Genomic DNA, 13,226 nt, shown 5'->3' with positions numbered 1-13,226 from the left:
GAAACTGGCGGTGTGATAGCATATCCCGCGCGGTTTGGGCACCCCTACCCGACGATTGAATAGCCGCCATCGATATATTCGATCCCGCCCGTGATGGCCCTGGCCGCGTCCGACGCCAGGAAGGCGGCATAGGCGCCCACATCCTCGATCGTCACCTGATTGCGCATGGGCGCCCGTTCGGCGGCACGGGTCAGCAATTCGTCGAACCGGTCGATGCCGCTGGCCGCGCGGGTCTTCAACGGTCCCGGCGACAGGCTGTGGACCCGGATATTGCTTTGCCCCAGTTCGGCTGCCAGATAACGCGTCACCGCCTCCAGCGCCGCCTTCACCGGCCCCATCAGATTGTAATGTTCCACAACCTTTTCAGAGCCGTAGAAGCTGACATTCATCAGGCAGCCGCCATCCTTCATCAGCGGTTCCGCCAGCTTGGCCATGCGGATGAAGGAATGGACCGACACGTCCATGGCCGTCAGGAAGCCGTCCCGGCTGCTATCCACGACACGGGCATGCAGGTCCTCGCGCGGGGCGAAGGCGATGGAATGCAGCAGGAAATCCAGCTTGCCCCATTCGGCCTCGATCTTCTCGAACACGGCCTCCAACTGCCCCGGCTCCCGCACGTCGCAGGGCAGGAACAGGGCGGCCCCCAGTTCCTCGGCCAGCGGCCGCACATGCGGTTCCGCCTTTGCATTCAGATAGGTAACGGCCAGATCCGCCCCTTGAGTCTGGAAGGCCTTGGCACAGCCATAGGCGATGGAAGCGCCGTTGGCGATACCCACCACCAGACCGCGTTTGCCGGAAAGATCGAACAGAGCCATGGCCCACCTTCTATATTGCATCGCACAAGAAATGATAGGGTGCGGTGGAACCCGCATCCGATCAACCCCATATGCGAGTTCCGATAGCCGTCCCGGCCCCGCCTGTAACTGACCTGTATCAAGGTGGAACCCCGGCGGGACCATGATGGTGGACCTTGGCCTGTCGTGATCATGGCATGATCATGACAAACCTGTGATGCCCCTGAAGGCTGGATCGAGTCCGATGTTCGCCCGCTTCCTTATCATCACCACCGCCGCCCTGGCCCTTTCCGGACTGTCCGCGCGCGCGGCGGATTTCTGGTCCGGTGATGATGTGCGCCTGATCGCACCCCTGTCCGATAATCTGGTGGTCGCGGGGCATCAGGTATCCGTGGATGCGCCGGTCGATGGCGATGTTGTCGCCGCCGGCCTGGAACTGCGTATCACGGCCCCGGTCAGCGGCGACGCGCTGGTCGCGGGATTCGACCTGTCGGTAAAGGGACCGGTGGCCGGCGATCTGGCGGCTGCCGCCTTCGACCTGTCCGTTCACAGCGACATTGCGGGCGACGCCCTGCTGACCGGGATGCAGGTCCAGTTGCGCCCCGGCGCCCATGTGGCTGGTGATCTGAAAGCCAGCGGATCGGAAGTGACCCTGTCCGGCCGGGTGGATGGCGATGCCATCCTGCGCGGCGACCATGTGATCGTCGATGGGTTCATCGCCGGCGACCTGGACGTGACGGCCGATATGCTGGAACTGAAGCCGGGAACCAGGGTGCTGGGCGATCTGCGCCATACCGGACCGGCGGCGGTGGAGGTGCCGGACGGGGTCAGCGTCGGCGGCACCGTCCGCTACCATCATGGCAGCTCCGTGGATGAGGGGCCGACTGTTCTGGGCACTCTGGGCAAGGCCGTGGCCCTGTTCCTGCTGGGGGTTGGGATCCTGTGGCTGTTGCCGGGGCCGGTGACACGGGCCGCCGACGGGCTGCGCCGGCGCCCCTTGCGCCATTTCCTGGTGGGGACGGCGATCCTGTTGCTGTCGCCGCCGCTGCTGGCCCTGCTGATGGTCAGTGTGGTGGGTATTCCGCTGGGTCTGCTGCTGCTGGGCCTGTGGCTGTTCTGTCTGCCGCTGGGCCTGGCCGTCAGCGGTTTCGGGCTGGCCCTGTGCATCCGGCGCGGCGCGACAGTCCGGCCGGGGACAGAGGCCGGCATGCTGATGCGCCGCTATGCTGTTTCGGTGCTAGCGTTGACCTTGCTGTCAATGTTGCCGGTCGCGGGGTGGGTCGTGCTGGCGGTCGCCGCCGCGCTGGGGCTGGGTGCGCTGGCCGACACGCTGCTGCGCAGCCGTCGCGGGGGACTGGCCGCCGGCTGACCATGGCCTATCTCGGGTGGGTCGCCCCCTGCCCGGTTCCGCCATGCCCCGCATGATCCGTAAATCCGACCTGCCGCAAAAGACCTGCGCCTGCTGCGGCCGCCCCTTCACCTGGCGCCGCAAATGGGCGAAGGACTGGGATCAGGTCAAATATTGCTCCGACGCCTGCCGGCGCGGCAAGGTGCCGGACCGGACAGGCGCAACGGAAAATCGGTCCTGATCAATCCCCGAATGCTTCTTCCCAACTGCCCTTGGTGGCGGCCTTGGAATATTCGGTAGCGCGGTTTTCGAAGAAATTGGTGTGTTCCACGCCGTTCAGGATGGCATCCATCCAGGGCAGCGGGTTCTTTTCGGTCTTGTAGATGGGCTGCAGGCCCAACTGCGCCAGGCGGCGATCGGCGATGTAGCGGATGTATTTCTTCACATCCTCGCCTTCCATGCCCTTCACGGCGCCCATTTCAAACGCCAGATCGATGAAGGCATCCTCGTGATGCACGATGGTCTCGCACGCGACATATAGCTCGCGCTGGAACTCCTCGTCCCAGACCTCGGGATTCTCGCTGATGAATGTCTTGAAAAGCTGGATGATCGACTGGGTATGCAGGCTTTCGTCGCGCACCGACCAGGTGACGATCTGGCCCATGCCCTTCATCTTACCAAAGCGCGGGAAGTTCATCAGGATGGCGAAGCTGGCAAAAAGCTGCAGCCCCTCGGTGAAGGCGCCGAACACGGCCAGGGTCTTGGCGATGTCCTTTTTGCTGTCGACGTTGAATTCCTGCATATAATCGTACTTGTCCTTCATCTCCTTGTAGTGGAGGAAGGCGGAATACTCGACCTCGGGCATGCCAATCGTGTCCAGCAGGTGGCTGTAGGCCGCGATATGCACCGTCTCCATGGAAGAGAAGGCGGCCAGCATCATGCAGACCTCGGTTGGCTGGAACACACGGCTGTAATGCCGCATGTAGCAATTATTCACCTCGACATCGGCCTGGGTGAAGAATCGGAAAATCTGCGTCAGCAGGTTCCGCTCGCCCTCCGACAGGTTGTTGCGCCAGTCCTTGACGTCATCGGCCAGCGGCACCTCCTCCGGCAGCCAATGGATTCGCTGCTGCGTCAGCCAGGCCTCATAGGCCCAGGGATAGCGGAAAGGCTTGTAAACCGGGTTCGGCGTCAGCAAGGACATGTGACCAACACTAGATGTAGGGGGTGGATGCCGTAAGCTAGCACAATGGGCGGCGAGGGGAACCCCCTACGGCCCCACTTACCCTGTGGATAACGGGGATGCCCGAAAGGGTGGGTACGCTGCCGTCAGGACAAAGCCCAGGGATTCAGCAGGTTGGCGTCCGTCCGCGCATAATCACCCACATCCCGCGTGACGATGGTCATGCCATGACACAAACCGGTCGCCGCGATGATCAAATCCGGCTGGGGAAAAGTATGCCGGATTTTCCGCCCCGCCTCCATCAGCAGACGCCATCGCAGCAGCACATCCTCGCTGACGGGTAAGACCCGTCCCTCGAACAGGGGACGGACGCGATGTGTCAGCCAGTCCAGAAGATCCGATCGTTTCCGGATGTCCTCCACCCGCTCGATCCCGAAGCGGATTTCGGCAAAGGTGACGGTACTGACGAACAGGGACTCGACCGGCTGTTCCGCAATGAAGGACAGGACCCGACGCTCCGGCTTCGGCCGCCGCAACTCGGCCAGAATATTGGTGCCGAGCAGCCAGCCGCTCAAAACACCACATCCCTCAGCGGTGCCGGATCGCGCACCGGCTCGACATCGAATTCCAGTTCCGGGTCGGTCGCCTCACGCATGATTTCGATCAGCCTCTGGCCCGTCGCTCCACCTTTCAGGCGCTGGAACTCCGCTGCGGAAAGGATCACGACCTCGTCACGTCCATGCACGGTCACGTGCTGGGGTCCTTCCGCATGGGCACGCCGGACCAGTTCACTGAACCGCGCCTTGGCATCCTGCAACAGCCAGTGCCCTGGAAGGGGCTGGACAGAATCGCGTTTACGCCCCGCCATGACAACCTCACAATTCCGGTTGGTCTGACCAGAATATCCCGCCAACCGCCAAACGGCAACGCCGCCGCTACCGCCCTCGCTCCGCCGTCTGCGTATCGGCGTTCAGCAGCGGGTTCAGCGCCGGGGCCAGGATCTTCAGCAATTGTGACGCCAGGGCCGACGTGAAGCGGTATTCCGCCGCTTCCGGCCCATGCACATGCGCCGTGATCACGCCGAAGAACCGGTCGCCGATATAAAAGACGAAGGTGGCGGTGCGGTTCACCACCCGGCTTTCCAGCACCACACCGCCCGGCCCATAGCGTTCGAACCGGTGGTCGCCCGTACCCGTCTTGCCGCCCACGGGCATTTCGGCGCCGTCGGCGGATGTGAACGCCCCCTTCACGCGCCGCGCGGTGCCATTGTCGACAATGTCGCGCAGATGGCGACGCACCACGCGCGCCACTTCCGGGGCCATCACCTGTTCGGCCCCGTCCAGCAGGCGGGCCGGGACAAAACTGGTCTCATAGGGCGTATTGGCGGCAAAATGCAGCCGGCCGACGCGCAGGGTGGGCAGCCGCACCCCGTCATTCAGGATGATGCCCATCAATTCGGCCAAGGCACCGGGCCGGTCGGCCGAACTGCCGATGCTGGTGGCATAGCTGGCGATCAGGCTACCGAACGGATAGCCCAGCCGCGTCCATTCCTCGTGGATGCGGTTGAACGCCTCTTCCTCCAGCACGATGCCGATGCGTGTGTCCTGCGCGCGCTTGGAGCGGGAGGAGAACAGCCATTTGTAGCTTTCCTGGCGGGAGGCACTGCTGTCCTTCAGCATGTCGCGCCGCTGCGCCTGCCGGCTGTCCTGAAGATAGCCGACCAGCCAGAGTTCCAGCGGATGGACCCCGGCGATATAGCCCCGGTCGTTCAGCGACCAGTTATCGGGATTGTACCGGTCAAAAAGCGCCTTCACCTGCGCCTCCGGCGGACCGCCGGCCGGCATGTGCCGGTTCAGGAACAAGGACAATTCCTCCACCGGGGCCGTGGGCAGGGCGGACCGGAACACCACCGACAGCCGGTCTGGCGTGGAACGCAGGCGCTTGGCCAGCTTATCCAGCGCCGCCTCCGGCTCCAGCCCCTTATAATCCGACCAGAACTTGTTCAGATAAGCGCTGCCCTCCTGATCCGCGAACTGCGCCAGATAGGTGCGGCGCGCCGGGTGGCGGGGATCGTCCATCAGATCGTCGCGGCTGTCCGGCCCCTCGGCGATATAATGGTTCACGATATCCCGCATGATGCGGATGAAGACCAGATTGATCGAGTGGCGGAACGCCTCCGATACGGTGACGATACGCCCGTCATCCTTGTCGTCGAAATTGCCAAAACTGTGCAGGCCGCCACCCGTGAAGAACCGTTCGCCGGGGCTGGCGGAATATTGCCGCTCCATCGCCTGATCCAGAATGGTGGCGATGCCGATGCCGGGATTGGCCGCCATGGTGCGCAGCACCCATTGCGTCAACCGGTCGGGTGCCTCCAGCGCCGCCGCCTCCAGCTCATAATTTTCCCGCGTGATATAGCGCTCATGCAGGCGGGCGATGATCTCAAGATAGGTGACCAGGGTGCGCAGCTTGGCCGTCGACCCCAGGTCCAGCTTGGCCCCTTCGTTCAGGTCCAGCGGTTGCGGCAGCGTATCCACCTGCACCCGCACCAGATTGGCCTCCGCCGTGCGTTCGAACAGGGTCACGGAATAGACGATGCGCGCCGGATCGGCATTGTTCAGCAGCCGTTCCCCCACTAGGCCCAGTGCCGCCGCCTGCGCCGGATCGGCCAGCTTTTTCAGGGTTTCGGTCACGCGGGCCTGTGTCGGCTGGTCCAGCGTCGTTTCGACGGCAAGGTCCAGCCGGTCCAGCGCGTAAAGGCTGGACATGCCCAACATGCCAAGAAGCCGGGCGCGGATGGCGTTGGTCGCCTTCTGCTCCACGAAGCTGGGCTCGGGAATGTCCGGAGGCGCCTCCTTGAAGCGCAACGGGAAGAAGCGTGCGGCATCGGCAAGCGGGGCGCCCACCACGCCAGCGCGTTCCAGCAGCGTCAGGTGGCTGTTGGCCAGATCATTCAGTGCCTTGCGGCCATTACCACCCAGATAGGCGGACGGGCGGCGCTGGGCCAGCAGCAGGCTCAACACCTGCTTATAGACGACGGCCTGGACCTGCAGGTCTTCCTCGGTCCGGGGCTGGGACCGCAGGATGCGGTTGGCGAGCACAAAATCCGTGCCGTACCAGGCCCAGAGCCCATCGCCCAGGCCATTCACCTCCCCGATACCGGGCCGGGCCGACAGGGGCGTGGAGTTCAGGTAATCGACAACGATCTGGTGGCGTACCCGCGTGGTATCGGTCCCACCCTTATAGGCGCGGACGGAAGCCGACATCATCTGGCGCAGCTTTTCCACCCCGCTACCCGTGCGCCCTTCCGGTGAATGGCGGTATTTCTCGATCTGGGTGGCCAGGGTGGAACCGCCGGCACGCGGGCTGTCGGGATCGATGAATTTCAACGGAATATTGATCAGCGCCAGACCGAACCGGTCCCACTCCACCGCCGGGTTGCGGTTGGGATAGGTTGTATCCAGCAGTTCCCGGTTCTCGATGAACAGCAGCGTGTCGGCCACCAGCTTCGGCACCTCGTTGAAGCCGGCATAGACCCGTTCAGGATAGCGCGCGTCGAACAGCGGGTTGCCCATCTGGTCGCGGATGGACAGGCCAGCCGAAATCTTTTCCGGGTACGGCGCAAAACCGCCGAACTCCATATAGTCCCGCAACTGCTGACTGGGCCGTGCCTGCAGATCGACGCGGTAATCGGCGGCAATCAGCCGTTCCACGAATCCGGGAATGGCAGCATGGCCCAGGCGTGCATCATAGGGGCCGTTGCCGGGAAAGCGGATATCCGGGTTGGGGCCGGGTTCGATTTTCCAGGTCAGGTCACGACCGAAACGGGCCAGCACTTCCGACTGGAACGCGGAGGTACGGCTCTCCTGCCACAGGGCGGCACCGGCACCCGTTGCCAGTGCCAGGGTCATGCCCCAGGTCATCCAGCGATAGAACCGTGCCGACGGCATGCCCGAAAACGCTCCCCCAACCCCTTGTTATTGAAGAATGCATAACATGGGCGCGAATGGCTGCGCCACCGGCACCATGCCCCCTCTGCCTTATGGATGTGCCCGGTCACATCATGACTTGCGGAATACCAGCTTCTTCGACAAGACAAAGTTGAAAACCAGACCGGAAACGCTGCCTGCCGCCACCCCGGCATAGGGAAGCAGGCCAGTGAACAGGCCGGGCCACAGGCCGACCGCCGTGATCACCCAGGGCGCCGTATTCAGGACCAGGACATAGACCCCGTAATTGACCAGGGCACCCACGGCATTGGCGGCCAGGAACCGGGCCCATTGCCGGATGGCCCCGCGCCGGCTGACCTCCGTGAAAGTGAATTGCCGGTTCATGTACCAGGTGAAGGTCGCCGCCATCAGATAGGAGAAGACGCGCCCGCCATAAGGGTCCAGCCCCATAAGGTGCAGCGCCGCGGCCAGGGCCGCCATATCAACGAACAGGCCGCCGACGCCGATCAGGGCGAAGGTGACGAACTGGCGGGAAACGGGCTTGTTCATGATGTCCGTGTCATGATGGACGGTGCCCTTTGCTACACCCTTTCCTGCGGCAGGTCACGCCACTCGACAGGGAATGCGGGATGGGATAGGGGTTCGCCCATGTCTATCGCCAAAGCCCTTCATTATCCGTTCGCCGCCGGCATGCTTCCCCTGCCGGCGCGCGGCTTCGTCCTGAATGTCCAGGCCGACAGCGACCTGTCCCCGGCCTTACGCGCCTTCACCTGTGTCACAGGGTTCAAGCCGGCGCATGACGCGTTGACCAGCGCCGGGTTCCCGGTGGTGCAGGTCCTGCCCGATGGCGACTGGCCGGCGGGTCTCTGCCTGCTGACCAAGCACAAGGCCGAAAGCCTGGCCAGCATCGCCCAGGCCTGGGCAGCATTGCCCGTGGGCGGGCTGCTGGTCTGTTGCGGCGATAATGACACGGGCGTCACCAGCCTGATGAAGGCGGTGAAGGATACATTCGGAGAGATCGAAAGCCTGTCGAAATACCATGCCCGCGTCTTCTGGCTGCGCAAGGCGGCGGGACCGGAACCGGCCATCCTGGCCGACTGGCGCGCCGGCGGTGCGGTACGGCCCGTGGCCGCCACGGGCTTCACCGCCGGGCCGGGCATGCATGGCTGGAACAAGATCGATATTGGGTCCCGCCTGCTGGCCGCACAATTCCCCGGTTCCATCCGGGGCCGCGTGGCCGATCTGGGTGCCGGATGGGGCTATCTGTCGGCTGAACTGCTGCGCGCCGCCCCCGGCCGCATCACGGGCCTGGACCTGTATGAGGCGGATGCCGCGTCGCTGGCAGCATCCGCCGTGAATGTGGCGCCGTTGGCCGGAAACACAGTCCTGAAATACCATTGGGCCGATGTCACCGCGGGCCTGCCGAAAGGCCGGTTCGACTGGGTCATCACCAACCCGCCCTTTCACGCCGGTAAAGCCACCGACGTCACCCTGGGCAGCCAGTTCATCACCCGCGCTGCCGAAGCGCTGGGCACCGGCGGGACCCTGCTGCTGGTCGCCAACAAGCACCTGCCCTATGAGGCAGTGATCGAAAAACACTTCAAGTCGCGCCGGACGGTGGCGGAGGCGGATGGGTTCAAGGTGATCGAGGGGAAGCGGTAACATTTTCACCGCCCGGCGACAGCGGCCGGAAATTGCCGGCCGCTGCGCCATACCCCAGTTCATGCGGGGCTACGGTGATTTCCCGTTGCCTGATAGCGGATGGCGGCTGCCGCCTAGTCCGAAAAGTTGGTCCCCAGTGTCACCCGCTCCCATTCCTGCATTTCCGCCTGCATCTCGGCCAGTTTGGCATGGGCGCGCTGCCAAGCGTCGGTGCCCAGAAGCAGGTGAACGGGCGGGGTGTCCGCATCAGCCAGCGCCAGCACGGCCTGGGCCGCACGGTCGGGATCGCCGATCTGCCGGCCCGCCATGGCTTGCAACCGGGACAGTCCGGTTCCCACGCTGGCGGCATAGGCGTCATCCGCCGGCCGGATGATCCGTATGGAATGATCAGTCAGGAAATCGGTGCGAAAGGCGCCGGGGGCGACCGCCGTCACCTTGATGCCCATTGGCGCCACCTCGCGCGCCAGCGCCGCGGACAGCCCTTCCATTGAATATTTGGCCGCCGCATAGAGGGCCGAGCCCTGGCCGGGCGCACGACCGGCGATGGAGGTGACATTGATGATATGCCCCCCTTTCTGCGCACGCAGACGCGGCAAGGCGGCCCGGATCAGCCGGAAGGGCCCGAAAACGTCCACGGCGAACAGCCTTTCCACCTCGGCGTCGCTGGCATGTTCCACGGCACCCAGCAAACCGTAGCCAGCATTGTTGACCAGGACGTCGATCCGCCCGGCCCAATCGAAAGCCGCCTGCAGAGTCGGCTCGATGGCGTCCGCGTCGGCGACGTCCAGGGGCAGGATCAGCAACTGACCGGGTGCCGCCCGCAGGTCGGGCATACCTTGTCGGACCGTGCCGACAACCCGGTCGCCCCGGGTCAGCGCCGCCTGGGCCAATGAACGGCCAAGGCCGCGCGAAACACCTGTAATGAACCATGTCTTCATGACCGGTCTCCTTTCGTGCGACAGAGATAGCGCTCAGGGGCCTGGTTCATAATGCAGCACTTTATGATATGGTTGATTAGTTCATCTTAATAATGGTCAATCCCATGGACCTCCCCCCCTCCGGCAGCGACTACACCCATCTCCGCGCCTTCATCGCCGTCGCCGAAAGCCTGAGCTTCAGCCGTGCAGCGGCCAACATGGGGATTTCCGGCTCCGCGCTGAGCCAGTTGATCCGCAGTTTTGAAGAACGGGTCGGCGTGCGGCTGCTCAACCGCACCACACGGTCGGTCACCCTGACCGAAGCGGGGAAGAACCTGCTGCTGCGGGTGCAGCCGGCAGTAGCGGAGTTGGCCGATGCCATGGGACAGGTACGCCGCTATCAGGAACGGCCGGCCGGCACGGTGCGCATCCATGCCTTCCGCTCTGCTGCCCGACGGTTCATACAACCGATCCTGGCCGACTTCGTCGACCGTTTTCCCGACGTGGTGCTGGACATTGCGGTCGATGACGCCGTCATCGATTTTGTCGCCAACGGGTACGACGCCGCGATCCGTATTGGCGAGGTGATCGAGCAGGACATGGTCGCCGTCCGGCTCGGACCCGAGATGCGCCAGATCGCCGTGGCGTCACCCGCCTATCTGGCGCGGTTCGGGCGGCCGGCACATCCGCGCGACCTGTTGCAGCATCGCTGCATCCGCTGGCGCTGGCCGGGCCAGACCCAGCCCTATGCCTGGGAATTCTGCGAGAACGGCCATTGGTTCTCCGTCGCCGTCGACGGCCCTCTGATCGTGAATGACAAGGCGGCCGGCGTGTGGGCGGCCCTGGCCGGGGTTGGCATCGATTTCGTGGTGGAGGATCGGGTGGCCGCCCCCATTCGCGACGGCGCCCTGGTGCCGCTGCTGACGGAATGGTCTGCCCCTTTTCCGGGCCATTTCCTCTGCTATCCGCGCCAGCGCCAGATGGCGCCGGCCCTGCGGGTGTTCATCGATGCCGTCCGCACTGGCACCGCCCAGGCCGCCTAACCGGTGCCAGTGTCCGGCGCATCCCCGCCCCGTCCGCGAGAGGCGTTTACGCCTTGTCACACCGGGCTTATATATGCCCCCATGACGATACCGTTTCTGAAGATGCATGGGCTTGGCAATGACTTCGTGGTCATCGATGCCCGAACCCGCCCCGTCCCCCTGACGGAAACGCAGGTGCGCGCCATTGGTGACCGACGGCGCGGGGTGGGGTTTGATCAGTTGATCCTGATCGAGCCGCCGCAGGACAAGGGCGCCGATATCTTCATGCGCATCCTGAACCCCGATGGCAGCGAGGCCGGCGCCTGTGGCAATGCCACGCGCTGCGTCGCCTCGCTGGTGGGCACCGGCCTGGGGCGGGATGAACTGGTGATCCAGACCATCTCCGGCCTGCTGCGCTGCTGGCTGCATGACGATGGTACCGTCACCGTCGACATGGGGCCGGCGCGGCTGGACTGGCAGCAGATCCCCGTGGCGGAAGAATGCGACACGCTGCACCTGCCGCCATCTGCCGGGCCTTTGAGCGACGGGGTCGGCGTCAATATGGGCAACCCGCATGCGGTGCATTTTGTGCCGGATGCCGAAGCGGTGGACCTGAAGCACTGGGGTCCACAGTTGGAGCGCCACCCCTTCTTCCCCAACCGCGCCAATATCGAGGTGGTGAGCATCACCGGCCCCGCATCGGTGCGGATGCGTGTCTGGGAACGCGGAGCGGGGATCACCGATGCCTGTGGGTCGGGTGCCTGTGCCGTGGGTGTGGCCGCCATCCGCCGGGGTCTGGTGCAGGGTCGCCGCGTCTCGGTCACCCTGGATGGTGGCGTGCTCAATATCGACTGGCGGGACGATGGCCATGTCCTGATGACGGGGCCGGTCGCCACCTCCTTCGCCGGGACCTTGGGGCCAGAGTTGCTGGGAGAGGCGCTGTGAGCGTCGATACCAGCCTCGCCGAGGCCGAACATGTGCATGAAAGCGGCGAAGGCGGCCCGCCGGAGGTGAGTGGCGGGGCCGGTGAGCCGACGCTGGTTACGTTCGGTTGCCGGCTCAATGCATATGAGTCCGAAGTGATGCGCACCCATGCGCGACAGGCCGGGCTGGACGATGTCGTCATCGTCAATACCTGCGCCGTCACGGCCGAGGCGGAGCGGCAGGCCCGCCAGACCATCCGCCGCCTGCGCCGTGAGCGGCCGGGGTCCAAGATCATCGTCACCGGTTGCGCCGCCCAGGTCAGCCCGGAAAAGTTCGCGGCGATGGGCGAGGTCGACCATGTGCTGGGCAATGATGCCAAGCTGACCGCCGCGCCCTGGACCGAATTCGGCACGGGGCAGGCCGAGCGTGTTGTCGTCAATGACATCATGAGCGTGAAGGAAACCGCCGGCCACCTGATCCAGGGCATGGAGGGGCGGGCGCGCGCCTTCGTGCAAGTGCAAAACGGCTGTGACCATCGCTGCACGTTCTGCATCATCCCCTACGGGCGCGGCAATTCCCGCTCCGTCCCGATGGGGGAGATTGTGGCCCAGGTCCGCGCCCTGGTCGAAAGCGGCTATAACGAGGTCGTGCTGACCGGCGTAGACGTCACCTCCTATGGCGCCGATCTGCCGGGCAAGCCCTCGCTGGGGCAGATGGTGCGGCGCCTGCTGGCGCTGGTGCCCGATCTGCCGCGCCTGCGTCTGTCGTCGCTGGACGCGGTGGAGATGGATGACGATCTCTGGCGTCTGGTGGCCGAGGAACCGCGCCTGATGCCGCATCTGCACCTGTCTTTGCAGGCTGGCGACGACATGATCCTGAAGCGCATGAAGCGGCGGCATCTGCGCGGCGACGCCATTGCCTTTGCCGAGAAGGCGCGGGCCTTACGCCCTGACATGGTATTCGGCGCCGACATCATCGCCGGCTTCCCGACCGAGACGGAAGCGATGTTTCAGAACAGCCTGGACATCGTCGAACAATGCGGCCTGACCTGGCTGCATGTTTTCCCCTACAGCCCGCGCCCCGGCACGCCGGCTGCCAAGATGCCCCAGGTTGCCGGCCCCATCCGCAAGGAACGTGCGGCCCGCCTGCGCGCCGCCGGCGAGGCCCAGGTGACCCGGTATCTGGCGTCACAGGTCGGTCGTTCCGCCAACGTATTGATCGAACGCAAGGGCCTTGGCCGTAATGAGGGCTTTGCCGAAGTGGCGGTTCCAGATCATTATGAACCCGGAATGATTGTCCCCTGCACCATCACCGGCGTGGCCGGAACCCAACTGACCGCGCGAGTCCTCGACTGATGCTGAACTGGTTCAAGAAGAAGCCGACCCAAGACGCCCCGGCCCCGCAGCCGGACCCCACACCGGCACCG

The 13,226-nt window shown here is 64.6% G+C and carries 13 protein-coding genes; 6 read left to right on the top strand and 7 right to left on the bottom strand.

Translation table 11 applies throughout. The features are described 5' to 3' along the window. Window positions 1-44: 44 nt before the first annotated feature. Window positions 45-815 carry an enoyl-ACP reductase FabI gene (gene fabI / locus KBA48_RS15880; RefSeq protein WP_292908079.1) on the bottom strand — a complete coding sequence of 257 codons (771 nt, stop codon included), beginning with the start codon at window positions 813-815 and terminating at the stop codon, window positions 45-47. A gap of 223 nt (window positions 816-1,038) precedes the next feature. Here fabI and KBA48_RS15875 point away from each other — a divergent pair, with 223 nt between their 5' ends. Together KBA48_RS15875 and KBA48_RS15870 are read left to right on the top strand one after the other, a co-directional pair. Next, window positions 1,039-2,163 (top strand): polymer-forming cytoskeletal protein, encoded by a 1,125-nt coding sequence (locus KBA48_RS15875; RefSeq protein ID WP_292908077.1) that lies wholly within the window; start codon window positions 1,039-1,041, stop codon window positions 2,161-2,163. A gap of 43 nt (window positions 2,164-2,206) precedes the next feature. Continuing rightward, window positions 2,207-2,383, top strand: coding sequence for a DUF2256 domain-containing protein (locus tag KBA48_RS15870; protein ID WP_292908075.1), 177 nt, complete (start codon window positions 2,207-2,209; stop codon window positions 2,381-2,383). On the opposite strand, the gene KBA48_RS15865 is transcribed toward KBA48_RS15870, so the two are convergent. From KBA48_RS15865 to KBA48_RS15845, 5 genes are all read right to left on the bottom strand, one after another. After that, the gene (locus KBA48_RS15865; RefSeq protein ID WP_292908073.1) at window positions 2,384-3,346 is read right to left on the bottom strand and encodes a ribonucleotide-diphosphate reductase subunit beta; all 963 of its coding nucleotides are present in this window, start codon (window positions 3,344-3,346) and stop codon (window positions 2,384-2,386) included. It lies immediately after the preceding gene. A 125-nt stretch (window positions 3,347-3,471) separates the two neighbouring features. Beyond that, on the bottom strand, window positions 3,472-3,900 hold the full coding sequence (locus tag KBA48_RS15860; RefSeq protein WP_292908071.1) for a type II toxin-antitoxin system VapC family toxin: 429 nt from the start codon (window positions 3,898-3,900) through the stop codon (window positions 3,472-3,474). Then, window positions 3,897-4,193 (bottom strand): type II toxin-antitoxin system Phd/YefM family antitoxin, encoded by a 297-nt coding sequence (locus KBA48_RS15855; RefSeq protein ID WP_292908069.1) that lies wholly within the window; start codon window positions 4,191-4,193, stop codon window positions 3,897-3,899. The genes KBA48_RS15860 and KBA48_RS15855 overlap by 4 nt, the downstream gene beginning before the upstream one ends. Before the next feature lie 67 nt (window positions 4,194-4,260). Then, entirely contained in the window at window positions 4,261-7,275 is a 3,015-nt protein-coding gene (locus KBA48_RS15850) for a transglycosylase domain-containing protein (RefSeq protein ID WP_292908067.1), read from the bottom strand. A gap of 111 nt (window positions 7,276-7,386) precedes the next feature. After that, window positions 7,387-7,824, bottom strand: coding sequence for a GtrA family protein (locus tag KBA48_RS15845; RefSeq protein ID WP_292908065.1), 438 nt, complete (start codon window positions 7,822-7,824; stop codon window positions 7,387-7,389). A gap of 99 nt (window positions 7,825-7,923) precedes the next feature. Here KBA48_RS15845 and KBA48_RS15840 point away from each other — a divergent pair, with 99 nt between their 5' ends. Continuing rightward, window positions 7,924-8,937 (top strand): class I SAM-dependent methyltransferase, encoded by a 1,014-nt coding sequence (locus KBA48_RS15840; RefSeq protein ID WP_292908063.1) that lies wholly within the window; start codon window positions 7,924-7,926, stop codon window positions 8,935-8,937. Window positions 8,938-9,050: 113 nt separating this feature from the next. Here the strand turns inward: KBA48_RS15840 and KBA48_RS15835 are convergent, their stop codons facing one another. Then, a complete protein-coding gene (locus KBA48_RS15835) occupies window positions 9,051-9,875 on the bottom strand; it encodes an oxidoreductase (protein WP_292908061.1) in 825 nt (274 codons plus the stop codon). A gap of 104 nt (window positions 9,876-9,979) precedes the next feature. On the opposite strand from KBA48_RS15835, the gene KBA48_RS15830 reads away from it, so the two are divergent. The 3 genes from KBA48_RS15830 (at window position 9,980) to mtaB (ending at window position 13,155) form a co-directional block, all read left to right on the top strand. Beyond that, complete coding sequence (locus KBA48_RS15830; RefSeq protein WP_292908059.1) at window positions 9,980-10,897, top strand: LysR family transcriptional regulator; 918 nt, start codon at window positions 9,980-9,982, stop codon at window positions 10,895-10,897. Between the two features lie 81 nt (window positions 10,898-10,978). Then, window positions 10,979-11,821, top strand: a complete 843-nt coding sequence (dapF, locus tag KBA48_RS15825; protein WP_292908057.1) for a diaminopimelate epimerase — start codon at window positions 10,979-10,981, stop codon at window positions 11,819-11,821. A gap of 65 nt (window positions 11,822-11,886) precedes the next feature. Beyond that, window positions 11,887-13,155 (top strand): tRNA (N(6)-L-threonylcarbamoyladenosine(37)-C(2))-methylthiotransferase MtaB, encoded by a 1,269-nt coding sequence (gene mtaB / locus KBA48_RS15820; protein ID WP_292908135.1) that lies wholly within the window; start codon window positions 11,887-11,889, stop codon window positions 13,153-13,155. Window positions 13,156-13,226 lie beyond the last annotated feature (71 nt).

It is taken from the genome of Niveispirillum sp. (assembly GCF_017996735.1).
GTDB lineage: Bacteria > Pseudomonadota > Alphaproteobacteria > Azospirillales > Azospirillaceae > Niveispirillum.
Note: the sequence above shows the minus strand (reverse complement) of the source record. Positions and strands in the feature narration are given on the sequence as shown.

Coding starts and splice junctions, on each gene's coding strand:
- fabI (WP_292908079.1), bottom strand. CDS start 815: ATGGCTCTGTTCGATCTTTCCGGCAAACGCGGTCTGGTGGTGGGTATC.
- KBA48_RS15875 (WP_292908077.1), top strand. CDS start 1,039: ATGTTCGCCCGCTTCCTTATCATCACCACCGCCGCCCTGGCCCTTTCC.
- KBA48_RS15870 (WP_292908075.1), top strand. CDS start 2,207: ATGCCCCGCATGATCCGTAAATCCGACCTGCCGCAAAAGACCTGCGCC.
- KBA48_RS15865 (WP_292908073.1), bottom strand. CDS start 3,346: ATGTCCTTGCTGACGCCGAACCCGGTTTACAAGCCTTTCCGCTATCCC.
- KBA48_RS15855 (WP_292908069.1), bottom strand. CDS start 4,193: ATGGCGGGGCGTAAACGCGATTCTGTCCAGCCCCTTCCAGGGCACTGG.
- KBA48_RS15850 (WP_292908067.1), bottom strand. CDS start 7,275: ATGCCGTCGGCACGGTTCTATCGCTGGATGACCTGGGGCATGACCCTG.
- KBA48_RS15845 (WP_292908065.1), bottom strand. CDS start 7,824: ATGAACAAGCCCGTTTCCCGCCAGTTCGTCACCTTCGCCCTGATCGGC.
- KBA48_RS15840 (WP_292908063.1), top strand. CDS start 7,924: ATGTCTATCGCCAAAGCCCTTCATTATCCGTTCGCCGCCGGCATGCTT.
- KBA48_RS15835 (WP_292908061.1), bottom strand. CDS start 9,875: ATGAAGACATGGTTCATTACAGGTGTTTCGCGCGGCCTTGGCCGTTCA.
- KBA48_RS15830 (WP_292908059.1), top strand. CDS start 9,980: ATGGACCTCCCCCCCTCCGGCAGCGACTACACCCATCTCCGCGCCTTC.
- dapF (WP_292908057.1), top strand. CDS start 10,979: ATGACGATACCGTTTCTGAAGATGCATGGGCTTGGCAATGACTTCGTG.